Here is a 20,710-nt window from a genome sequence, read left to right as displayed (position 1 = left end):
GTGCGGAAAGCGCTGCACCCGCTCCCGGCAGGGCGGGGCGCGCGCGATGATGCGATGCCGCAACGTGCGGGTTCACACGGCGGTGGTACGCGTATTGACCGATTGCGTCATGTCGATACCGCGCCGCTCGCGGCTGAACAGGATCAGCACGGCGATCGCGACGGCGACGATGCCGGCCACGAGCGCGAGCGCGAAGCCGTAATCGTTGTGGTTCGACACGGCGAGCGACGCCTGCATCGTCGCGTTGCCCGACGCGAGCAGGTTGCCGAGCTGGTAGACGACGCCGGGGAAGGTCGCGCGGATCTCGTCGGGCGAGATCTCGTTCAGGTGAACCGGTATCACGCCCCACGCGCCCTGTACCGAGATCTGCATCAGGAACGCGCCGGCGGCGAGCGCGATCGCGCCGCTCGAGAACGCCCACAGCGGCAGCACGGGCAGCGCGATCAGCGCGGCGATGAAGATCGCGCGGCGTCGGCCGATCCGCTCCGAGATCGTGCCGAACGACAGGCCGCCGACGATCGCGCCGATGTTCAGCACGATCGTGATCCACGATACGGTATGCGGATCGAAGCGATGCTGCTCGCGCAGGAACGTCGGATAGAGATCCTGCGTGCCGTGCGAGAAGAAGTTGAACGCGGTCATCAGCACGATCGCGTAGATCGTGAGCTTCCAGTTCTGCTTCAGCGTGGCGCCGAGGCTCGGGCGCGGGCGCTTCTCCATCTGTTTCCATGCCGGCGATTCGGGCACGTGCGCCCGCACGTACAGCACGAGCAGCGCGGGCAGCACGCCGACCATGAACATCCCGCGCCAGCCGATGTATTGGTAGAACAGGCCGAACACGACGGATGCGAGCAGATAGCCGCTCGGATAGCCGGCCTGCAGCAGCCCCGACACGAAGCCGCGCGCGTGGGTCGGCACGGTTTCCATCGTCAGCGCTGAGCCGACGCCCCATTCGCCGCCCATCGCGATGCCGAACAGCGCGCGCAGCACGAGCAGCGCGGTCAGGCTCGGCGCGAAACCCGACGCCAGTTCGAGCAGCGAATAGCACGCGATGTTGACCATCAGCGTCGGGCGGCGACCGAAGCGGTCGGCAAGTCGGCCGAAGATCAATGCGCCGAGCGGGCGCATCGCGAGCGTCAGCGTGAGCGCGAACGCGACGGCGGGAATCGTCGACGAGAATTCCGCGGCGATGTCCTTCAGCACGAAAACCATCAGGAAGAAATCGAATGCATCGAGCGTCCAGCCCAGGTAGGCGGCGATCGTGACGTTGCGTTGCTCGCGGGTCCAGCTCATGTCCGGGGTCTCCTCGTTGGCTTGCGCGCTCGCGATTTGCATGCGGATGCCGGCCCGGCTCGCGCGCGGCGCGGGGGCACTGATCGAGTGTAGGCTTGCGCGCTGCGCGAAGTGGAGCGCGATAACCGCGAATCGGGAATAATCCCTACGAAATGCACTGTTTCGGAAACGGAAACGGAAACGCGCGACGCACGCCACAGGTATCTGTATCCTTTCGGAAGGATTTTTGTATCAGTTCTGTAATGCGCTCGATGCGCAACGCCACCGCATCAGGAGTCCCGATGAATGACCGTTCCGCCGACACGTTGCCCGTGCTCGAAACCGCGAGGCTGTGGCTGCGGCCGCGCGTGCTGGCCGATCTCGATGCATGCATCGAGATGGATCGCGATCCCGAGGTCACGCGCCACATCGCGGGCCCGTGGCATGACCCCGACGAGCATCGGCGCTTCGTCACGCACCGGATCACGCGCGACTATCCGCCGGGCCTCGGCTACTGGTCGATCTTCGAGAAGGCCGCGCCCGAGGCGTTCATCGGCTGGATCCTGCTGATTCCCGACTATCAGGACGGGGCGCGCGACGTCGAAATCGGCTGGCGGCTCGTGCGGGCGACGTGGGGCCGCGGCCTCGCGAGCGAGGCCGCGGCGGCCGTCGTGCGGCATGCGTTCGACACCGTGCGCCTGCCGCGCGTGATCGCCGATATCGCGCAGGCCAATCATGGCTCGCTGAACGTGGCGCGCAAGCTCGGCATGCGGCGTGTCAGCGTCGTGCACGACGGCATTCCTTACATTCGTCATCGTCTCGAACGCAACGATTTGCGCGCGTAGTGCGACGTCGTGCGGCGTCGTGCGCGCGGGCAGGTGTCGGAGATCGTCAACCGGACGCGCGTCGCGGCCATGAGGGATTAACGGCTTGCGCGATCAGGAGTATCGTTGCCGGAAATTCGCAACATGGGGTACGACCATGGCACTCGGCAACGACGTTCATCTCATTCCCGTCAGGCTCGACGCGCTGCGTCCGACCCAGATGACGGTCGGCTATCGCGAAGTCAAGGCGAAGCGCAAACACTGGAAGGCGCTGAACAAGCGCGCGCGCAAGGCCGCGATCGAATCGCACTGGTTCCCGGCCGTCCTCGGTCCGGACGGGTTGCACTACATCACCGATCACCACCATCTCGGCCTCGCGCTGATCGAGGAGGGCGAGGCGCGCGTGAACGCGATGCTGCTGAAGGATCTGTCGTGGCTCGACGACACGATCTTCTGGCGGATGATGGAACACAACCAGTGGGTGCATCCGTTCGGCCCGGACGGTTCGCGGCGCGGCTATGCGCATTTGCCGAAGGCGCTGACGGGGCTCGAGGACGATCCGTACCGCAGCCTCGCCGGCGAGCTGCGCACGGCGGGCGGCTATGCGAAGGACGCGACGCCGTTCAGCGAATTCCTGTGGGCCGACTATCTGCGCCAGCACGTATCGCTCGACCAGATCCGCAAGAACTTCGCGAAGGCGCTTGATATCGCGCTGCAGCGCGCGCACGACCAGGACGCGCGCTATCTGCCCGGCTGGTCGGGCGTGATTGCCGTCAAACCCTGACCGGCGCCGACCGCCTCATGACGACCGCCCCGATCCGCCCCGACGCCGGCCCGCAGCGTCCGGACCATTTCGCGGCGCTCGACGCGCCGCCCGCACCGCGCACGCGGCGCGTCGGCCTCGATGCGCTGGCCGGCCTGTCGATTGCCGGCCTGCTGATTCCCGAGGCGGTCGCATATGCGGGGCTCGCCAACCTGCCGCCGCAGGCCGGCCTCATCGCGCTGCTATCGGGGCTCGTCGTCTATGCGCTGACGGGCAGCAGCCGCTTTGCGATCGTGTCGTCGACGTCGTCGTCGGCCGCGGTGCTCGCCGCGACCGTGCTCGCCGAATCGGGAATGGCGCTGGACGCGCAGCTTGCGCTCGCGGCGGCGCTCGTCGCGATGACGGGCGTGCTGTTCGTCCTGGCCGGCGTCGCGCGGCTCGGCGGCATGTCGGATTTCGTCGCGCGGCCCGTGCTGCGCGGCTTCACGTTCGGTCTCGCACTGACGATCGTCATCAAGCAGCTCCCGAAGATTCTCGCGATTGCCGTGCAGCACGGCGATGCGCCGCACGTCGCGCTCGACCTGCTCGCCGGCGCGCCGCACGCGAATCTCGCGAGCGCGGTGCTCGGCGCGACGGCGCTCGCGTTGCTGTTCGTACTCGGCCGCGGCTCGCGCGTGCCTGCGACGCTCGTCGTGATCGTGCTGTCGATCGCGGCGGGTTACGCGATCGACTGGCAGCGGTACGGAATCGCGGTCGTCGGCCATATCGATTTCCGGCACCTCGAATTCGGCTTGCCGTATCTCGACCGCAACGCATGGATGCAGACGGTCGAGCTCGCATTCGCGCTGATGCTGATCCTGTATGCGGAGTCGTACGGATCGATCCGCAATTTCGCGCTGAAGCACGGCGATACCGTGTCGCCGAACCGCGACCTCGTCGCGCTCGGTTGTGCGAACCTCGTGTCGGGCCTGCTGCACGGGATGCCGGTCGGCGCAGGCTATTCGGCGACCTCGGCGAACGAGGCGGCCGGTGCGCAGTCGCGCGTGGCCGGCCTGTGCGCGGCTGCCGTGGTCGCGCTGATCGTCTGGCTGCTGCTGCCGCAGCTCGCGCGTACGCCCGAGCCCGTGCTCGCGGCGATCGTGATCTTCGCGGTCAGCCACTCGCTGCATCCGTCCGTGTTCCGGCCGTACTGGGCCTGGCATCGCGACCGGCTCGTCGTGATCGCGTCGCTGCTCGCGGTGCTCGCGCTCGGCGTGCTGCACGGGCTGCTCGCGGCCATCGGCGTGAGCCTGCTGCTGACGCTGCGCAAGCTGTCCGAACCGAACGTCAGCGTGCTCGGCCGGCTGCGCGACAGCCACGATTTCGTCGACGTCGCGAGCCATGCCGACGCGAAGCCGGTGCCGGGCGTGCTGATCGTGCGGCCCGAGGCGCAGTTGTTCTTCGCGAATGCGGACCGGATGCTCAATCGCGTGCGTGCGCTGATGAAGGCCGCGCCGGACGCACGGACCGTGATGTTGAGTCTCGAGGAAACACCGGATGTCGACGGCACGACGATCGAATCGTTGCGCACGTTCGCGGCCGAATGCGTAGCGCGCGGGCTGCGGCTCGCGCTCGTGCGGCTCAAGGTGCACGCGCTGCATGCGCTGCGCCGCGCGGCGGACGACACGCTGCACGACGTTGCGATGTCGGAACTGAGCGTCGACGAGAGCCTGCAACTGTTGCAGGCCGGCAGTCCGCCGAACGGCAACGACGGCACGCCTGCCGCGTGACGGCGCGGCGCGTCGGCGCCGTCTATCGCGAAAGCGCGGCGCCGGCGGCGGTGCGCTCGATCATGTCGGTCACTTCCGCGGCCGTCGGCGCATAGGCGCCCGCATGTGCACAGGCGACGGCCGCACACGCGGCCGCGTAGCGCAGATGCTCGGCGGCCGACGCTTCGGGCCGTGCAAGCTGGCTCGCGAGCCAGCCGCCGATGCTCGCGTCGCCGCAGCCGACCGTGTCGGCAACTTCGGTCGGGAACGCGGGCTGGAACAGCACGGTATCGCGATGCAGCAGTTGCATGCCGGCTGCGCCGCGCGTGACGAGCATCGTCGCGTCGGGCGCCCACGCGCGCAGCTGCGCGAGCGCGGCCGCTTCGTCGAGTTCCGGAAACAGCCCGCGCAGATCCTCGTCGGATACCTTGATCCAGTCGGCGAGCGCGGTCAGCCGGCGTAGCGTGTCGCGATACGACGGCGCGGCCATCGGCGCGCGGAAGTTCGGGTCGAACGAGATTCGCTTGCCGGCCGCGCGCGCGGCCTGCGCGAGCGCGATCAGGCGCGACGCGAGCGGCTCGCGCACGACACCGAGCGAGCCGACGTGCACGATGTCGGCCGCGTCGAAGGCGCCGGCGGGCAAGTCGGCCGGATCGAACGCGAGATCGGCGCTGTTTTCGCCGATGAAGAAATAGTGGGGCGGCTGCTTCGATACGACCATCGCGAGCAGCGGTGCGCGGTCGACCTGCCGGATGAAACGCATGTCGAGCCCGGCGTCGGCGCTCTTGCGCATCAGTTCGTCGCCGAAGATGTCGCGGCTCACCGTGCCGGCGAAGGCCGTCGGCGCGCCGAGTCGCGCCGCGACGCGCGCGACGTTCCAGCACGAGCCGCCGGCGATGCTGTGCCAGTGCCGTGCGTCGTCGCGGATGAAATCGGTCAGCGCTTCGCCGAAAACGATCAGGCGGGGAAACGTCGTCGTCATGTTGAAACCTCGTGCCGCGGCGTCGCATGCGGCCGTACGGCAGTTGATCTGAATCTGAACAGGCGGGCAGTGCCGGCGCGTCGCGCGGCGACGCGGCCCGGCACCGCCCGGCCTCGCGGGTGGGTCGCCGCGATCAGCGCGGGGAACTCCAGCCCTTGTAGGTCTTCACGTTGTCGCGCGTGATGAGCGTCGGCTCGATCAGGATCATCGGGTTGGCCGGTTTCTGGCCGTTCATGATTCCATAGCCGACGTTGACGGCCTGCTGCGCCATCGCCCACGGATCCTGGCTCGACGACGCCTGCACGAGCGTGTTCGACTTCAGCGCCGCCTCGATGTCGGGCGCGCCGTCGACCGACGTGATCACGATGTTCGGGCGGTTCAGCTGTTTCGCCGCGAGATCGCTGCCGATCGCCTGCGGGTCGTTGATCGTGAACACGCCGTCGAGCTTCGGAAAGCGCGTCAGGTAGCCCTGCATCGCGTTCATCCCGCCTTCGCGCGAGCCCTTGCCGTCCTGGTCGCTCGACAGCAGCTTGATGCCGGGATTCTTCGCGAGCACGGCCTTGCAGCCGTTCACGCGATCGATCACGGCCGACACCTGCGGGCCATTCTCGATGATCACGTTGCCCTTGCCGTTCAGCTTCTTCGCGAGGTAGTCGCACGCGAGTTCGCCGGCCTTCACGTTGTTGGTCTGCACGGTCGCGTTCGCGCCGGCCGCCGCGACGTCCACCGCGACGACCGTGATGCCGGCTGCCTGCGCCTTCTTCACCGCCGGCTCGATCGCCTTCGGATCGGTCGCGTTGAGCAGGATCATGTCGACGTGCGCGGAGATGAAGTTGTCGATCTGCGTGAACTGCTTGTTCAGGTCGTAGTCGGCCGATACGGCCGTGATCTTCGCATTGGGGTTGAGCTGCTTCGCGCGCGCTTCGGCGCCCTTCACGATCGTGACGAAGTACGGGTTGCCGAGCGACCCGACCGTGACGCCGATCGATTTCAGCGGCTTGTCGGCTGCATGGGCGGCGCCGGCGCCGAAGGCGAGTGCGCAGGCGGCGGCGGTCAGGGCAGCGGTGTGCTTGAACATGTCGTTGTGTCTCCGTGAGGTCTGTTGGCGAACGGGCGCAGGAGCACCTGCCTGCGCGCCGATGGTTGAGCGATGAGGAAGGGGTTGTCAGGTCCGGGCCGAGTCGCGCTGGCGATAGCGGTCGAGCGCGACCGCACCGATGATCACCAGCCCCTTGATGATGTACTGCCAGATGTCGGACACGCCGAGCAGCACGAGGCCGTTGGTCAGCACCGCGATGATCAGCGCGCCGATCAACGTGCCGACGATCGAACCGACGCCGCCGACGAAGCTCGTGCCGCCGAGGATCACCGCGGCGATCGCGTCGAGCTCGTACGACTGGCCGAGCTGCAGGCCGTTGGCCGCATACAGGCGCGCGGCCGACATTACCGCGCCGAGGCCCGCGAGCAGGCCCGACGCCGCATACACGAACATCTGGATCGCCCGCACGTTGATGCCGGACAGGCGCGCGGCTTCCGGGTTGCCGCCGACCGAATAAATCCGCATCCCGAGCACCGTGCGGCGCAGGATGAACCACGAGATCGCGATCACCGCGCATGCGATCACGACGAGCCACGGCACGCCGAGGATCGAGCCGTTGCCGATGAACGCGAACGGCAGTTGCGGATTGAACACCGTCGTGTCGTTGCCGATCAGGCGCGCGACGCCGCGCACGGCCGTCATCGCGCCGAGCGTGACGATGAACGGCGGCAGGCGCAGGAACGAGATCAGCCCGCCGTTGATCGCGCCGAACACGAGGCCGACGGCGAGCGCGAACGGCACGCCGAGCCAGCCCCAGCCGGGAATGGTCGACGCGAGCAGCGCCGCGACGGCCGCGGCGGCGAGCACCGAGCCGACCGACAGATCGATGCCGCCCGTCAGGATAACGAAGGTCATGCCGGCGGCGAGCACGATGTTGATCGACGCCTGCTGCGTGACGATCGACAGGTTCTGCAGCGTGAAGAAGCCGTCGGTCAGGAAGCCGAAGCCGACGCACAGGACCAGCAGCACCGGCAGCATGCCGGCCGTGCGGATCAGCGATTGCATGCGGGCGCGATGATCGGCGCCGCGCATCAGGGGCGTGCGGTTGGCGACCGGATGGGCGGTCGCGGAAGCGAGGTTCCGCTGCTTGGTCGGGTTGATCATGTCGGTACCTTGAAAGAAGAGGGAAATGAAGGGGCCGTGGTCAATGCGCGTCGGCCAGTTCGGCCTGCGAGCCCGTGGCGAGCGCGATGATCGCTTCCTGCGTGATCGGCGTCTGCGTGTGGCCGCCGAGTTCGCCCGCGATCTCGCCTTCGCGCATCACGAGCACGCGGTCGGCGACGCCGATGATTTCCGGCAGCTCGCTCGAAATCACGATCACGCCCACACCGGCACGGGCCAGTTCGTTGATGATCCGGTAGATCTCGGATTTCGCGCCGATGTCGACGCCGCGCGTCGGTTCGTCGAGGATCAGCACGCGCGGCTTCGTTTCGAGCAGGCGCGACAGCAGCACTTTTTGCTGGTTGCCGCCCGACAGCGCGCCGACGTTGACGTTCGCGTGCGGTACGCGGATCGACAGCGATGCGATCGCGTCGCGCGCGCGTTCGGCGCCGCGGGCGAGATCGAGCGCGCCCAGCCGGGCATCGCGGTTGCACACCGAGATGTTGATGTTGTCGCGCACGCTCATGTCGAGGAACAGGCCTTGGCGTTTGCGGTCCTCGGTCAGGTAGACGAGGCCCGCGTCGATCGCGTCGCGCGGCGAGTGCGCGCCGAACGTGCGCTCGCCCAGCTTCACGTCGCCGCGCACGCGCGGCTCGGCGCCGAAGATCAGCCGTGCGAGCTCGGTGCGGCCCGCGCCGACGAGGCCCGCAATGCCGAGCACCTCGCCCGCATGCAGGTCGAGGCTGCAGCCGCGCACGCGCGTGCCGTCGGCGATGTCGCGGACCGACAGCAGCAGGTGGCCGGGGTCGTAGGGCGCATGTTCCTTCTTGTAGAAGCCGGAGATGTCGCGGCCGACCATCATCGCGACGAGCCGCTCGGCCGACAGCGCCGCGCGCTCCAGCGTGCCGACGTACGCGCCGTCGCGCAGCACCGACACGCGGTCGGACAGTTCGTAGATCTCCGCCATCCGGTGGCTGATGTAGATGATCGCGAGGCCTTCCTCACGCAACTGGCGGATCAGGCGGAACAGGTGTTCGGTTTCGCGCGACGACAACGGCGTGGTCGGCTCGTCCATCACGAGGATGCGGGCGCGGGTGTGCACGGCGCGTGCGATTTCGACGAGCTGCTGTTCGGCGATCGACAGCGTGTCGACGAGCGTGTCGGGCCCGAACGGGGCGCCCAGGCGCGCGAGCACGTCCTGGCAGCCGCGCGCCATCGCCGCGCGGTCGATGGTGCCCCAGCGCCGGTTGCCGCGGCGCAGTTCGCGGCCGACGTAGATGTTTTCCGCGACGGTCAGGTTCGGCGACAGGCACAGCTCCTGGTAGATCACCGCGACGCCGGCATCGCGCGCGGCGAGCGGGCCGTCGATGTCGATGCGTTGGCCGTCGATCAGGATTTCGCCGCCGGCGTCGGCGCGATAGGCGCCCGACAGGATCTTCATCAGCGTCGATTTGCCCGCGCCGTTCTCGCCCATCAGCGAATGGATCTCGCCCGGATAGACGGTCAGGCTGACGTTGTCGAGCGCGCGCACGGCCGGGAACGTCTTGCTGATTCCGCGCATCTCGAGCAACGGACGGGGCGACTCAGATCGCGACATGGTTGACCTCCTGCGAGTCGGTGCGGGCGCCCTTGAGGATGCCGGCCCGCGGGGAGAAGTTGAAAAACATCGGCAGCGTGGCGGCGCCGATCGCGCCGGCGTCGGCGCCGAACGTGCCGCGCACGAGCACGGGTGTACCGCGTGCCTCGGGCGCGGTGGCCACGAGTGCCGCGCGCAGGCGGGTCGTGACTGCGTCGAGCAGGCCCGCGTCGGTGTCGGCGTCGATCACGACCACCGGCGCGTCGATCACGCACAGCACCGCGCGCAACGCCGGCGCGAGCGCGTCGACGCAATCGTCGATCCATTCGTCGACGGCCGGCAGGCCACGGGCGATGCATGCTTCGAGATCGGCGCGGTTCTCGACCGTCTCGCCGCGATGGCGCAGGTGGCGCACGAGCGCATGCAGCGAGGCGCGCGCGAGCAGGATGTCCCATTGGCCGCGCGGCGGCGGCGCGGACGCCAGCCGGCTCGGCGGCACCGGAATCACCGCGATGTCCCCCGCGTTGCCGGTCACGCCGCGCAGGCAGTCGCCGTCGATCGCGATCCCGCCGCCGATCGCCGGCCCGATGAACAGGTAGACGAAGTCGTCGCACTGCCGGCCGTACCCGTAGAACAGTTCGGCGATCGCCGCTGCGTTGCCGTCGTTTTCGCCGAAGACGGGCAGCGACAGCGTGCGACCGAGGTCGGCCGCGAAATCGACGTCTTCCCACGCGCGGAACGTGTCGGGCGCGAGGCCGAGCTCGCGCATCCACGCGCCGAGGTTGTACGGTTGCGCGACGCCGATGCCGGTCAGGCGGGCGCGTTCATGGTCGGGGAGCAGGGCCTGCATCGCATCGATGTCGTGACGCACGATCTCGAGCACGTCGGCGGGCGGGGGAAGCAGCGTGTCGTGCGAGCGGCGGCCGAGCACGTCACCCGCGAAATTGACGAGCGCCGTCTCGATGCGCATCCGGTCGAGATGGACGCCGATGCCGAACGCGCCGCGCGGATCGAGCCGGATCAGCGAAGCCGGCTGGCCGCGCTGGCCTTCGGTGCGGCCGGCGAATTCGATCAGCTTCGCGTCGGCGAGCGACGCGATGATGCTGCCGACCGCCGTACCCGTCATGCTCGCGAGACGGGCGAGATCGGCCTTCGATGCGCTGCCCGCGCGGCGCAGCGTCTTCAGCAACAGGCGCTCGTTGTAACGGCGCACGTTGGCCGAATTGCTTCCCTGGCCGAAGTGCGGGCTTCTCATGGCGTCTCCTTCCATGTCGCACCGCTCGGCGGCGCATTAAATAAATCACGTTGATTTATTTAACCGCGGGAGCGAGGACCTGTCAGCCTAGGGAAATCCCGGTTCTGTTTCGTGAAGGGCGGGGGAAGGGGGGGGCGGGCTCGGACACCCGAAATCGGGGAGGGATTGCAGATGGCCTGCGATGATTCCGGGGCCGGAAATGAAAAAAGGCCGGCTAAAAGCCGACCTTTTCAAAAACAGATGGTGCCCAGGAGAGGACTCGAACCTCCACGGTGTTGCCACCGCTAGGACCTGAACCTAGTGCGTCTACCAATTCCGCCACCTGGGCACGTTTCGCTTGCTGCGATGCGAAGACCGCTATTCTAGCGTGTCTTCACGGGCTGTCAACATAATTTTAGGACGCGAACCAAAATAACGGGCACCTTGGTGGAGCCGAAACCCGTGCCGAACATGCGCATCGATTCGGAGGCTCGAAATGAAAAAAGGTCGGCTGAAAGCCGACCTTTTTAAAAAACAGATGGTGCCCAGGAGAGGACTCGAACCTCCACGATGTTGCCACCGCTAGGACCTGAACCTAGTGCGTCTACCAATTCCGCCACCTGGGCACGTTCGCTTGCTGCGATGCGAAGACCGCTATTGTAGCGTGCCGGGAAAGTCTGTCAATACAATTTCATCCGGCCACATAAAAATATTTTGCCGCCCTGGCGGGGCGGCCCGGCCTTTCACACGCCGACCGGCTCCGCGCGATTCGCCGTGAAATTCCAGCGCTGCGCTTCTTTCGTGTCGACTCGGGTCGGCAATACCCCGGCCGCGAAGAACGTGTCGGCGATCTGCTGCTGTTCGCCGAAGTTTTGCACGATCACCGGCCGCACGAGGTAGCTGCGTCGCGCATTCGCACGTGCGATCGTCGCGGCGTCGAGGCCCCAGATCGGCGCAAGCGTGTTCGCGGCTTCCTGCTGGTGATCGCGCAGCCACGTGCCCGTCTGCGACAACTGGTCGAACAGGATCCGCACGGCGTCCGGGTGGGCGGCAGCGAAGCCGCTCGATGCGAGGTAGTAGCGCTGATACGATGCGAGTCCGCTGCCGTCGGCGAGAATCCGCACATCGGGATGCTGGTCGACCGACGCGATATAGGGATCCCACGTGATCCAGGCGTCCACGCTGTCGCGCTCGAACGCCGCGCGGCCGTCCGCGGGCGTCAGGTAATGGATCGCCGTATCGGCGGGCGCGAGCCGCGCGCGTGCGAGCGCGACGAGCAACAGATAGTGGCTGCCGGCGGCCTTGGTGACCGCGATGCGCTTGCCCTTCAGGTCGGCGAGGGTGCGCAATGCGCTGTCCTTCTTCACGATGATCGCCTGTGCCTTCGGCGACGGCGCTTCCTGCGCGACATACACGAAACGCGCATGGGCGGCCTGCGCGAAGACCGGGACCGTGTCGGCGACGTCGGCGCTGAAATCGACGGCGCCGACGTTGAGCGCCTCGGTCAGCGGCAATCCGCTCGCGAATTCATGCCACGACACGCGCAGCCCGAGCGGCGCAAGCGCCTGCTCGAGCGTGCCGTGCGCCTTGAGCAGCGTGATCAGCGTCGACGATTTCTGGTAGCCGATGCGCAGCGCGGCAGGCGTGTTCTCCGCATGCGTGCGGATGCCCGCGGCAGCGAGGCCCGCAGCCAGTATCGTGCGCGCAAACGCGCGGCGGTTCATCGACGTCATCAAGCGTGTTCCTCGGTGGGTGGGTTGCGGTGAGGCGAGCCGGCTAACGTACCAACGCCGAGGGCGGCCGATAACCGATAAATTCTGCTATCGATCCAACCAGCCGGCATAAGCGGGGCGCTCACTGATTCGGATGCGTTCGCTTGGTGTCGGGGAGTCCTGATTTTCGGCGGCGCACGGTGCGATCCGGATTGTGCGGAGCAGTCGCCGCGCGCGGTGCGCGCTTCGAGGTGCACTGGGCACGCCCGTTGCTCGAAAAAGTGCGTACGCCTTTATCAAGGAGAGTGATCATGCCCGAACAGAGAGCGATCCAGCGAGCCCGCGCCGACAAACGCAGCGGCAAGTCGTCGAGCACCCAGGCAGGCGAGTTCGTCAAGGAAGAGATCGACCGCGTACGCAGCGGCAAGCATGGCGTACGCTCCGCCAAGCAGGCAATCGCCATCGGTCTGTCGCAGGCGCGGCGTGCGGGTGTCGATCTCAAGCCGCCCGCGAAGGGCAAGACGAGCGAAGCGACCCGCAAGAAGGCGGCGCAGGACACCGCTGCGGGACAGGGCAGGAAAAAGGCGAGCCCGAGCACCGAATCGAAAGCGAAACGCTCGCGCACCACGACTGCCGTGTTGAAGCGCGAGAGTAAGGAGGGGGCGTCGTCGACCGCGATGTCGAGGCAGGCGAAGAGCGCTGCCGCGCGCCGTCCGGCCGCGAGCCGCTCCGCAGCGGCCAAGAAGGCGGCGCAGACCAAAGGCGCGGCAGGCCGCTCGGCAGCGGCCAAGAAGGCAGCACAGACGCGGGCGGCCCGTTCGCATCATCACTAACGCGTTGGCCGATCGGCAACGCGCGCTCGGATCGCGGAGCCGGCGAAATGTCGGCAGCACGGGCAGAACCCCGCGCGCTCGCGCGGAAGGGGCCGCTGCGCGGGTGCCCGCTGCCGCAGCCGTTGCGGCGACTATGCCGGGCTCGATACGGCGTGGCCGGCACCGGTCTCTATCGAGGTGGAGACAGCCGCTTGAAGCGCTTCCATAACTTTTTCATTTGAGCGTAATCGGCGGCCACGCGCGAAGCCCAGAACCCTCGAACGAAAGCTGCGCCCGAAGCGGTATCGGCGTGGGTGCGGGGAAGCGAATCCAGCAGACGGTCCGCGACCACTGCGTCGTTGCGCCAGCCCAGGTCGTCCTGAAGCGTACTCAATGTCGCCACATAATGCTTCACGGCCGACTTCCGAAACAACGAAGCAAAGAATTCCGTCGCATACCGAAGTTTCTTCGCGGCGATCCGCGCCCGATGCCGGCGGCGATCATCGAGCCCGGCCAGCCCGCGGCCGCGCTTGAGCAACTTGTTGTGCCTGCGACGCAATATGTTGGATGCAAGCCGCTTCGCCGGATTTCGTATGGCTTCGGACGTCTTCGTCGACATGCCGTCACGCCAGCGTGCACCGTTTAGCCATCGCGTCAGTTGCAGCATCAGACGCGTGTAACGGACGGACTCCGCGGCAGCGGCTGCGTTGGCGCGCTTTTCCGTTGCCACCCGCTGGCACGCGCGTTCCACTGCCCGGCGTTCCAGCTTCTTCTCCGTCTGCTCGAGTGCCTGGCCGAGTGTCGAGCGAACGAGTACCTCCCAGTCGCGCGCCTCTCCGAGCTCCGATGCGATCCAGCGCAATTCGTCCTGAAGCCCCGGATAGGCGGGAATGACCTTGTCGAACAGATCGAGCGCCGAGCGCAGACGCCGCAGGCCGACGCGCATCTGATGCACGCTCGATGGGTCGTGACCGGACACGACGCCGCGTTCGTTCGCGTGAATGTGCTCGAGGCAATTGTGTGCGATCTGGCGGAATGCGTCTTCGATGCTGTCCCGTTTGTGAAGCGTTACCGGCTTCGCTTTCACGGGCGTCTGATGTTGTTGCAGAAGCATTTCATAGCCGCGATCGGCCTTGCTCAGGCGGTCGAAGCGAAGCGGAACCGTCGCGAGCAGATCGAGCGCAATCTGATAGAGACGGTCGGGCCGGCCGCGCTTCAATTCCATCTCGACTGCGACGATGGGAGTCGAAGCCGTGTCGGTTTCGATGGTGCCTTCATCGATCGCAAACTCGACTTCTTCGTCGGACGGCAGGTGTAATGGCAGCACCGTGCGGCGAATCCTTGTGACGAAGCGCGCTTCGAGATTCGACGCGGTGCGTTTATCGCGAATCAGCTTTCCTAGACTGCTGTCGGCGGGGATCGAATCGGTGAACAAGCTCAGATCGGGTGTGCGGCCGTCGACCGGCATTTCGAATTCGTCGCGCTCGTACACGCCTGCCTGCGCCGAGCCGTCAAGCTTGATGGTCTGGACCGTCTTGTCGCCGTGATCGCGCACGCGCAGCGACGCATTGCACCGACGAAATGCGAGTTCCGGTGTGTCGTAGTAGGTGCTGACGAGCGTTGTGTCAGACGACACTGTGTTCTTGCTTTCCGCGAACAGCGGCGACTCGCGGATTCTACCCACGTGCTCGCGGTCTACCAGCAGTTTCAGTTCCCTTTCCATTGCACTCCTTTGCTCTCGTCATCGGCCGGTCAGCTCGCGCGCCGTTCGGCGGCGAAGCTTCGCCGTCTGATGCAGGCGAGCATTTTTTGCACCCTCCGGCGGCCGCTTCGAGTGTCACGCTGGTAGCGCCCGACATGCCGACATGCCGACATACCCGACGGGCTCCCATCCATCTGCCTCTTCCCCGTCATGCGCCGCGGTCCGGACACGGAATTTGCGCGAGCCAGGTAAAACGTACAAAGCGACTGCTCGTAATCGAGAAGGGGCCATACGAATCGAAGTGGTTCAACCGGTTGCGTGCCGGTGCCGGGTACGAGGCTTGCTGCGAACGGGCACCCGAACCGACGCGTGGCGTTTCCGTTGCGCCGCCTGACGCGTCGGAACAGGCGCAGTGCAATGGATCCGAAGGCGTTGCGCAAACGCCGGCGTTCGCGGCAGCCTGCAGACAGCGTCGACCGGGCTTGTCACGACAGCGGCAGTGTGCCGCCAGCGCCGGTGAACGGTTGGGAGAGGGCTCGTCATGGAACCACGCGATCCGAAAGTTCATGACCCGGCCAAGACACGCGGGAGCGACACGTGTGGTCAGCGATAGCATCGTACGACGATTGAAGGAAATCGCCCGCCGCGTGCCCGGTATCGCGTGGCTCAGCACGTACCGGATGGCCTGGCTGCCGGGTGACGCCACCGCAGGCGTGACGCTGAGCGCCGTGCTGGTGCCCGCCGGCATGGCTTACGCGATCGCGTCCGGCCTGTCCGCCGCGTCGGGGCTCTATGCGTCGATTGCCGCGCTGGTCACCTATGCGGCGGTCGGGCCGAGCCGCATCCTCGTGCTCGGGCCCGATTCGGCGCTCATTGCGCTGATCGCGGCAAGCATCGTGCCGCTCGCGCACGGCAACCTCGCGCATGCGGCGGCGCTCGCGGGCGCGCTTGCGTTGCTGTCCGGCGCCCTTTGTCTGGCGGTCGGCCTGTTCCGGCTGGGCTTCATCACCGATCTGCTGTCCACGCCGATCCGCTACGGCTATCTGAACGGCATCATCGTCACGATCATCGTCAGTCAGTTACCGAAGCTGCTCGGTCTGACCGTGCACGAAGCGTCGATTCTGCAACAGTTGCGCGCGCTGGCGAGCGCCATTGCCGCCGGAAAAACGAACTTCGCGGCCTTGTCGATCGGTGTGCTGTCGCTCGCCGTTATCCTGGCATTCAGACGCTGGGCACCGAAACTGCCGGGGGTGCTGGTGGCCGTGGCCGTCGCCACCGTCGGGGCTGCATATTTCGATCTGGCGGCCCGGACGGGCATCAGCGTAGTGGGCACGTTGCCTCGCGGCCTACCGCTGCCGGACTTTCCGGCGCTTGCGCCGAGCGAATGGCTCGCACTATCGGCAAGTGCCGCCGCGATCGCACTGGTGTCGTTTACGGACATCAGCATGCTGTCGCAGATTTACGGGCTGCGCAGCGGGGACGGTGTCGACCGCAATCGCGAATTCGTCGCGCTCGGGATCGCAAATATTGCAGCAGGGCTGTTCCAGGGCTTTTCGGTCGCGGCCAGCGGATCGCGCACGCCGGTCGCCGAGGGGGCCGGTGCGAAGAGCCAGGCCTGCGGCCTGATTGCCGCACTCATCGTGGCGGCGTTGCTGGTTTTTGCCCCGCAGGCGCTCCGTGATACGCCGCAAGCCACCCTCGGGGCCGTGGTCGTCGCCGCATCGTTTTCGTTGATCGAAATCGCCGGCCTGCGGCGGCTTTATCGGTTGCGCCGTCCGGAATTCGTGCAGTCCCTCGCATGCTTTGCCGGGGTCGTGCTGTCGGGCGTGGTGGCCGGCGTCGGTATCGCCCTCGGGCTTGCCGTGCTGGCTTTCCTCTGGCGGGCGTGGCGCCCGTATTCGGCCGTGCTCGGCCGGCGCGACGGCGTGAAGGGCTATCACGATATCGCGCGTCATCCGGACGCGCGGCGCATCCCCGGGCTGGTTCTGCTGCGCTGGGATGCGCCGCTGTTCTTCGCCAACGCGGAAATCTTTCACGAGCGCGTGATGACCGCGGCGCGCGATGCGCCCACCCGTACCCGTTGGGTCGCCATCGCGGCCGAGCCCGTGACGGATATCGACGTCACAGCCGCCGACATGCTGGCGAGGCTCGACGACGAACTCGACGATGCGGACATGCAGCTATGCTTCGCGGAACTCAAGGGGCCGGTCAAGGACAGCCTGAAGCGATACGGATTGTACGAGCGGATCGGCGAAGACCACTTCATGCCGACGATCGGCGAAACCGTGTCGGCGTATCTGAAATCCCATTCGGTCGAGTGGCACGATTGGGAAGGCGAAGGATGATGTACCGCGTCTGGGCGACGACGACGTAGTGGAGGCAGCGCGACGCGCGTCGCGAAAGCCGTCCCTCGCGAAGTGCGCGTAGCCAGTACTGTTCGCACGCAGCCCGCGCCGGCGGGGCGGGCTCACCGCGAGGGTGGCAACAAGATCGCCACGGTCGCCGCGGCCCGCAATGCACAGTACCGACGGCGCGCGGTATCGGTCGGTTCCTGCCTCGCCGCTGTGTCAGGCCGGGCGATCGCCGCTCCAGCCGCCTCGTTGCGGCAGCCGGCAATGGGCGGCATCGAATTCCCCCAACGCGCGAAGCTCGTGCCCGGCGGCGGATCGTCAGCCGTTCCGCGTTCGGGCGGAACGATCGCCGGTACAACGACGAGAATCAGCGAGTTGTCTTGGGCAACGGCATGCCGAGGACGGAGGAATGAGTTGCGTCCCCGACCGGCGTGCCCGGCGGCAGGCGCAGTCCTTTGGCCTTCTTGCGTTGGCCCGGCGGCGGCGCGGTCGGTTGCTGCGATTGCATCGCCGCGATCAGTTGCCGGCACGGCAGCGGTTTGTGGTTGCTCGGCGCGATCAACGGAATCAGCGCGGCGAACGGATTGACGATGCCGAGGCCGACCATCGCGCCGCCGCGTAGCGCGAGCGCGGTCGGATTCACGCCGACGTGCGGATTCTTGAAGGTGCCCCTGACGTAGAGCGGCGAGCGCAGTGTGAAAATGCGGAAGCCCTTCGTGTGCGGGTGTACGCCGAGATCCATCGTTTCGTTCTTCATGTTCACCTTGCCGTCGATGTTGATGACGGCGTCGTCCGTGTCGAGTGCGAACGCATGCGAATCGAGCACGCCATCGGTGACCACGAAATCGGCGGCCGCGCAGTTGATGTGCACGGTGCGATCTCCATACAGCTTTTCGTAGACGACGTTCGCGACGTTCAGGCCCGTGGCTTCCATGAGCAGTCGGCTCAGCACGCCGTCGGTGACGAGCAGCTTCACCTCGCCGTTGGAGCTGGCTGCGAGCGCCGCCGGCGTGTTGCCGGTCGCGGACAACTGCGCGTCGCCATTGACTTCACCGAGCGCGCTCTGCATCGTCTTCACGGTCGGCAGCAGCTGCTTCAGCTTGAGATGGCGCACGCGCGTCGACGCGCGTGCCTTGAGCGGCCGCTCGCGGCCGTCGAGATGAAGGTCCGACGCGATCGAGCCACCCGCGACGCCGAACTTGAGCGGCTCCAGCGACAGCACGCCATCGGTCATCACGATGTGCGTGTACAGATCCGTAATGGGCAGCGCCGGATCCTTGATGATGCGGCGGCCCGTGAATTTCACGTCGGCATCGATCGCCTTCCAGCGCTCGGTCCGGAAGCCTTCGACAGGCAGGGCCTTGTTCGGCGGCTGACGCGCGCTGTCGCCGCGCCTGGCTTTGCTCGCGTTGCTGTCCGCGCCGACCACCGGTGCCAGATCCTTGAACTGCAGCAGATTCGAGACCACCTCGCCCGTGAGCAGCGGCCGCGGTGCGCGTTGCGTATAGATCAGCGTGCCGTCGAGATCGCTGCCGCCCACGCGGCTTGAAAATTTTTCATAACGGAACACGCTGCCGCCGGGTTTGATGTTGCCCGTCAGATGACCCTCCGTGGCGTAGGGCGGGGTCTTGGGAAGCGTGATGCCCGTCAATTGATACAGGCGATCGAGGCTTGAGCCTTGCAGCCACAGGCGCAAATCGACGGCAGCCAGATGGGCGGGGTCGGTGACGGTACCGACCAGTGAAACATGCAGGTCGCCGGCCTTGACGTCGGCCTGTACCGGGACGGGCCGCGACGCATCCTGCAGCGCGAGCACGCCGCCGAGCTTGCCGTTACCCGACAACGCCGAATGCTTGTAGCTGCCTGTCGCTGTCCAGCCGATGCCGTATTGCGGCTCGCTCGTCTGTTGCGTGACGGCGGCAGCCGTTCCGCTTGCGGGCGGCTGGGCAGCCGAAGCGGGGCTTCCGGGCGTGGTCGGCGCTGCCGATACACCGGATGCTGCCGACGCCGCAGATGCCGCCGCTTGCGCTTGCGTGCTCAGCTTTTGCGCGCCTCGCTTGCCGACCACTTCGGCCGACGCACTGCGCGACTTGTTTTCCTGCTGTTTCAGGACTTCGCCGATCGGGATCGCATGGCCGAGCGTGTTGACCGTCGCCTGCATCGCCACGTCTTTTTGCTGGTCGGACAGCGCGATGCTGCCCTGGTCGAGCCGGATGTCGTGCAGGTCGAGTTTCCACTCGAGCGGGTGCGCGGAGGACTTGAGCTTGAAGGTCCAGTTGTTTCGTCCGTCGGCGACGCGTTCGAGGTCGATGGAAGGACTCACCAGATGGATGACCGGAATGACGATGTCGTGCGTGATCAGCGGAAGCAGCTTCACCTGGAAGTCGATTTCGTCGAGCGTGGCGAAGTACCGCTGTTTCGTCCAGTCCGGGTTCGCGATCGTGATGTTTCGCGCCGCAAAGGTAGGCCAGAGGACCCACGCACGCCAGCCGGTTTCGCCGCTGGCGCGATGCCAGCTCACGGTCAGGTCGCCGTTGATCGTGAACGTACGACCGATTGCGGCGCTCACCTTGTCGTCGACCATGGGCCGCGCCCGATTCCAGTCGAACGTGAAAATGAACAGCGCGATCGCCGCGATCAGAATGATCAGTACTGCGACGAGCCATGCAACGACTTTGCCTGCCATTCTGGCGATCGTCATTCCGGACGCGTTCGGTAAGGCCATGGCGAAGGTCTTGAGATTTGCGGTCCGGCCCCTCACGGGCCGGCCTTCGGCAGGAAGGCAGCAATTGCCGTACCGCGGGCGGGCCTGTCCGCTGCGGGATGGTCGAGCAGTACCGGGCAGGTATCGATTTTGCTGTCCAAGGCGGGCAGCAGATTTTCTTACCGGATAAAGGAGCAGATCGATGACGAAATCACCTGCAACCCATGACGCGGTACCTGAATCCAGCGACCCGTTCGTGCTGGACCTCAAGAAAATTCGCGAAGACGCGCGCAAGCACATGTCGGACGGCCCGGTCACGCAAACGTACGGCGCGGACCGCACCAAGGTGCTGAAGCTGCTCAACGACGCGCTGGCGACCGAGATCGTCTGCACGCTGCGTTACAAGCGGCATTACTTCATGGCCAGAGGCATCAATTCCGAAGCCGTGGCGCAGGAATTCGCGCAGCATGCGACCGAAGAGCAGGAGCACGCCGACCGGATCGCCGAGCGCATCGTGCAGCTCGGCGGCGAACCCGATTTCGCGCCGGACGGCTTGAAAACGCGTGCGCATTCGGAGTACCGGGAAGGCACGGACCTGACCAGCATGATCGGCGAGAATCTGGTCGCCGAGCGGATCGCCATCGACACGTATCGGGAGATCATCCGCTACCTCGGCGAGAAGGATGTCACGACGCGCCGGCTGTTCGAGGAGATTCTCGCGGTCGAGGAAGAACATGCCGACGATATGGCCGATCTGCTCCAGGGGCGTGGATAGTCCGTTGAAGGCGTAATGGCGGAGAAGTCGGGCAAGGCGCTTGCGAGGCCGGGCG

15 protein-coding genes and 2 tRNA genes are annotated in these 20,710 nt (G+C 66.5%); 6 read left to right on the top strand and 11 right to left on the bottom strand.

Annotated features, from left to right (window positions below; all coding sequences use genetic code 11):
* Window positions 1-72 precede the first annotated feature (72 nt).
* On the bottom strand, window positions 73-1,293 hold the full coding sequence (locus tag WS61_RS02135) for an MFS transporter (RefSeq protein WP_059499025.1): 1,221 nt from the start codon (window positions 1,291-1,293) through the stop codon (window positions 73-75).
* A gap of 281 nt (window positions 1,294-1,574) precedes the next feature.
* Between WS61_RS02135 and WS61_RS02130 the strand changes: the two genes are divergently transcribed.
* From WS61_RS02130 to WS61_RS02120, 3 genes are all read left to right on the top strand, one after another.
* On the top strand, window positions 1,575-2,117 hold the full coding sequence (locus tag WS61_RS02130) for a GNAT family N-acetyltransferase (protein ID WP_059499024.1): 543 nt from the start codon (window positions 1,575-1,577) through the stop codon (window positions 2,115-2,117).
* A 136-nt stretch (window positions 2,118-2,253) separates the two neighbouring features.
* Window positions 2,254-2,880, top strand: a complete 627-nt coding sequence (locus WS61_RS02125; RefSeq protein ID WP_059499023.1) for a ParB-like protein — start codon at window positions 2,254-2,256, stop codon at window positions 2,878-2,880.
* A gap of 17 nt (window positions 2,881-2,897) precedes the next feature.
* Complete coding sequence (locus tag WS61_RS02120; RefSeq protein WP_059499022.1) at window positions 2,898-4,628, top strand: SulP family inorganic anion transporter; 1,731 nt, start codon at window positions 2,898-2,900, stop codon at window positions 4,626-4,628.
* A gap of 22 nt (window positions 4,629-4,650) precedes the next feature.
* Here the strand turns inward: WS61_RS02120 and WS61_RS02115 are convergent, their stop codons facing one another.
* The 8 genes from WS61_RS02115 to WS61_RS02080 all read right to left on the bottom strand — a co-directional run bounded on the left by WS61_RS02115 (window position 4,651) and on the right by WS61_RS02080 (window position 12,332).
* Entirely contained in the window at window positions 4,651-5,589 is a 939-nt protein-coding gene (locus WS61_RS02115; RefSeq protein WP_059499021.1) for a carbohydrate kinase, read from the bottom strand.
* A 133-nt stretch (window positions 5,590-5,722) separates the two neighbouring features.
* Entirely contained in the window at window positions 5,723-6,667 is a 945-nt protein-coding gene (locus WS61_RS02110) for an ABC transporter substrate-binding protein (RefSeq protein ID WP_059499020.1), read from the bottom strand.
* An 87-nt stretch (window positions 6,668-6,754) separates the two neighbouring features.
* Window positions 6,755-7,792: a ribose ABC transporter permease gene (locus tag WS61_RS02105; RefSeq protein ID WP_034207155.1), complete on the bottom strand. Its 1,038-nt coding sequence runs from the start codon at window positions 7,790-7,792 to the stop codon at window positions 6,755-6,757.
* A 40-nt stretch (window positions 7,793-7,832) separates the two neighbouring features.
* Window positions 7,833-9,386, bottom strand: a complete 1,554-nt coding sequence (locus WS61_RS02100; RefSeq protein ID WP_059499019.1) for a sugar ABC transporter ATP-binding protein — start codon at window positions 9,384-9,386, stop codon at window positions 7,833-7,835.
* Window positions 9,373-10,620 carry an ROK family protein gene (locus WS61_RS02095; protein WP_034207157.1) on the bottom strand — a complete coding sequence of 416 codons (1,248 nt, stop codon included), beginning with the start codon at window positions 10,618-10,620 and terminating at the stop codon, window positions 9,373-9,375. The genes WS61_RS02100 and WS61_RS02095 overlap by 14 nt, the downstream gene beginning before the upstream one ends.
* Window positions 10,621-10,861: 241 nt before the next feature.
* Window positions 10,862-10,948: transfer RNA gene (locus WS61_RS02090), tRNA-Leu, on the bottom strand.
* A 190-nt stretch (window positions 10,949-11,138) separates the two neighbouring features.
* A tRNA-Leu gene (locus WS61_RS02085) sits at window positions 11,139-11,225 on the bottom strand.
* A gap of 117 nt (window positions 11,226-11,342) precedes the next feature.
* A complete protein-coding gene (locus WS61_RS02080) occupies window positions 11,343-12,332 on the bottom strand; it encodes an aliphatic sulfonate ABC transporter substrate-binding protein (RefSeq protein ID WP_059499018.1) in 990 nt (329 codons plus the stop codon).
* 290 nt (window positions 12,333-12,622) lie between these two features.
* Here WS61_RS02080 and WS61_RS02075 point away from each other — a divergent pair, with 290 nt between their 5' ends.
* Entirely contained in the window at window positions 12,623-13,144 is a 522-nt protein-coding gene (locus tag WS61_RS02075) for a DUF6496 domain-containing protein (RefSeq protein ID WP_059499017.1), read from the top strand.
* Between the two features lie 169 nt (window positions 13,145-13,313).
* Here WS61_RS02075 and WS61_RS02070 read toward each other — a convergent pair whose 3' ends face one another.
* Window positions 13,314-14,846 (bottom strand): CYTH and CHAD domain-containing protein, encoded by a 1,533-nt coding sequence (locus WS61_RS02070; protein ID WP_059499016.1) that lies wholly within the window; start codon window positions 14,844-14,846, stop codon window positions 13,314-13,316.
* Window positions 14,847-15,391: 545 nt separating this feature from the next.
* Here WS61_RS02070 and WS61_RS02065 point away from each other — a divergent pair.
* Window positions 15,392-17,170 carry a SulP family inorganic anion transporter gene (locus WS61_RS02065; protein WP_059499015.1) on the top strand — a complete coding sequence of 593 codons (1,779 nt, stop codon included), beginning with the start codon at window positions 15,392-15,394 and terminating at the stop codon, window positions 17,168-17,170.
* Between the two features lie 373 nt (window positions 17,171-17,543).
* Here the strand turns inward: WS61_RS02065 and WS61_RS02060 are convergent, their stop codons facing one another.
* Window positions 17,544-19,901 carry an AsmA family protein gene (locus WS61_RS02060; RefSeq protein WP_059499014.1) on the bottom strand — a complete coding sequence of 786 codons (2,358 nt, stop codon included), beginning with the start codon at window positions 19,899-19,901 and terminating at the stop codon, window positions 17,544-17,546.
* A gap of 181 nt (window positions 19,902-20,082) precedes the next feature.
* Between WS61_RS02060 and WS61_RS02055 the strand changes: the two genes are divergently transcribed.
* The gene (locus tag WS61_RS02055; RefSeq protein WP_034207163.1) at window positions 20,083-20,655 is read left to right on the top strand and encodes a bacterioferritin; all 573 of its coding nucleotides are present in this window, start codon (window positions 20,083-20,085) and stop codon (window positions 20,653-20,655) included.
* The last annotated feature ends 55 nt before the right edge of the window (window positions 20,656-20,710 follow it).

The organism is Burkholderia sp. ABCPW 11, assembly GCF_001523445.1.
Taxonomy (GTDB): Bacteria; Pseudomonadota; Gammaproteobacteria; order Burkholderiales; family Burkholderiaceae; genus Burkholderia.
The sequence above is the reverse complement of the archived record's forward strand: the minus strand, read 5'-3'. Positions and strand labels throughout refer to the sequence as shown.

What these genes read in the sequence shown, in the direction of transcription:
- WS61_RS02135 (WP_059499025.1), bottom strand. Translation starts at nt 1,293, where the DNA reads ATGAGCTGGACCCGCGAGCAACGCAACGTCACGATCGCCGCCTACCTG.
- WS61_RS02130 (WP_059499024.1), top strand. Translation starts at nt 1,575, where the DNA reads ATGAATGACCGTTCCGCCGACACGTTGCCCGTGCTCGAAACCGCGAGG.
- WS61_RS02125 (WP_059499023.1), top strand. Translation starts at nt 2,254, where the DNA reads ATGGCACTCGGCAACGACGTTCATCTCATTCCCGTCAGGCTCGACGCG.
- WS61_RS02120 (WP_059499022.1), top strand. Translation starts at nt 2,898, where the DNA reads ATGACGACCGCCCCGATCCGCCCCGACGCCGGCCCGCAGCGTCCGGAC.
- WS61_RS02115 (WP_059499021.1), bottom strand. Translation starts at nt 5,589, where the DNA reads ATGACGACGACGTTTCCCCGCCTGATCGTTTTCGGCGAAGCGCTGACC.
- WS61_RS02110 (WP_059499020.1), bottom strand. Translation starts at nt 6,667, where the DNA reads ATGTTCAAGCACACCGCTGCCCTGACCGCCGCCGCCTGCGCACTCGCC.
- WS61_RS02105 (WP_034207155.1), bottom strand. Translation starts at nt 7,792, where the DNA reads ATGATCAACCCGACCAAGCAGCGGAACCTCGCTTCCGCGACCGCCCAT.
- WS61_RS02100 (WP_059499019.1), bottom strand. Translation starts at nt 9,386, where the DNA reads ATGTCGCGATCTGAGTCGCCCCGTCCGTTGCTCGAGATGCGCGGAATC.
- WS61_RS02095 (WP_034207157.1), bottom strand. Translation starts at nt 10,620, where the DNA reads ATGAGAAGCCCGCACTTCGGCCAGGGAAGCAATTCGGCCAACGTGCGC.
- WS61_RS02080 (WP_059499018.1), bottom strand. Translation starts at nt 12,332, where the DNA reads ATGACGTCGATGAACCGCCGCGCGTTTGCGCGCACGATACTGGCTGCG.
- WS61_RS02075 (WP_059499017.1), top strand. Translation starts at nt 12,623, where the DNA reads ATGCCCGAACAGAGAGCGATCCAGCGAGCCCGCGCCGACAAACGCAGC.
- WS61_RS02070 (WP_059499016.1), bottom strand. Translation starts at nt 14,846, where the DNA reads ATGGAAAGGGAACTGAAACTGCTGGTAGACCGCGAGCACGTGGGTAGA.
- WS61_RS02065 (WP_059499015.1), top strand. Translation starts at nt 15,392, where the DNA reads ATGACCCGGCCAAGACACGCGGGAGCGACACGTGTGGTCAGCGATAGC.
- WS61_RS02060 (WP_059499014.1), bottom strand. Translation starts at nt 19,901, where the DNA reads ATGGCCTTACCGAACGCGTCCGGAATGACGATCGCCAGAATGGCAGGC.
- WS61_RS02055 (WP_034207163.1), top strand. Translation starts at nt 20,083, where the DNA reads ATGACGAAATCACCTGCAACCCATGACGCGGTACCTGAATCCAGCGAC.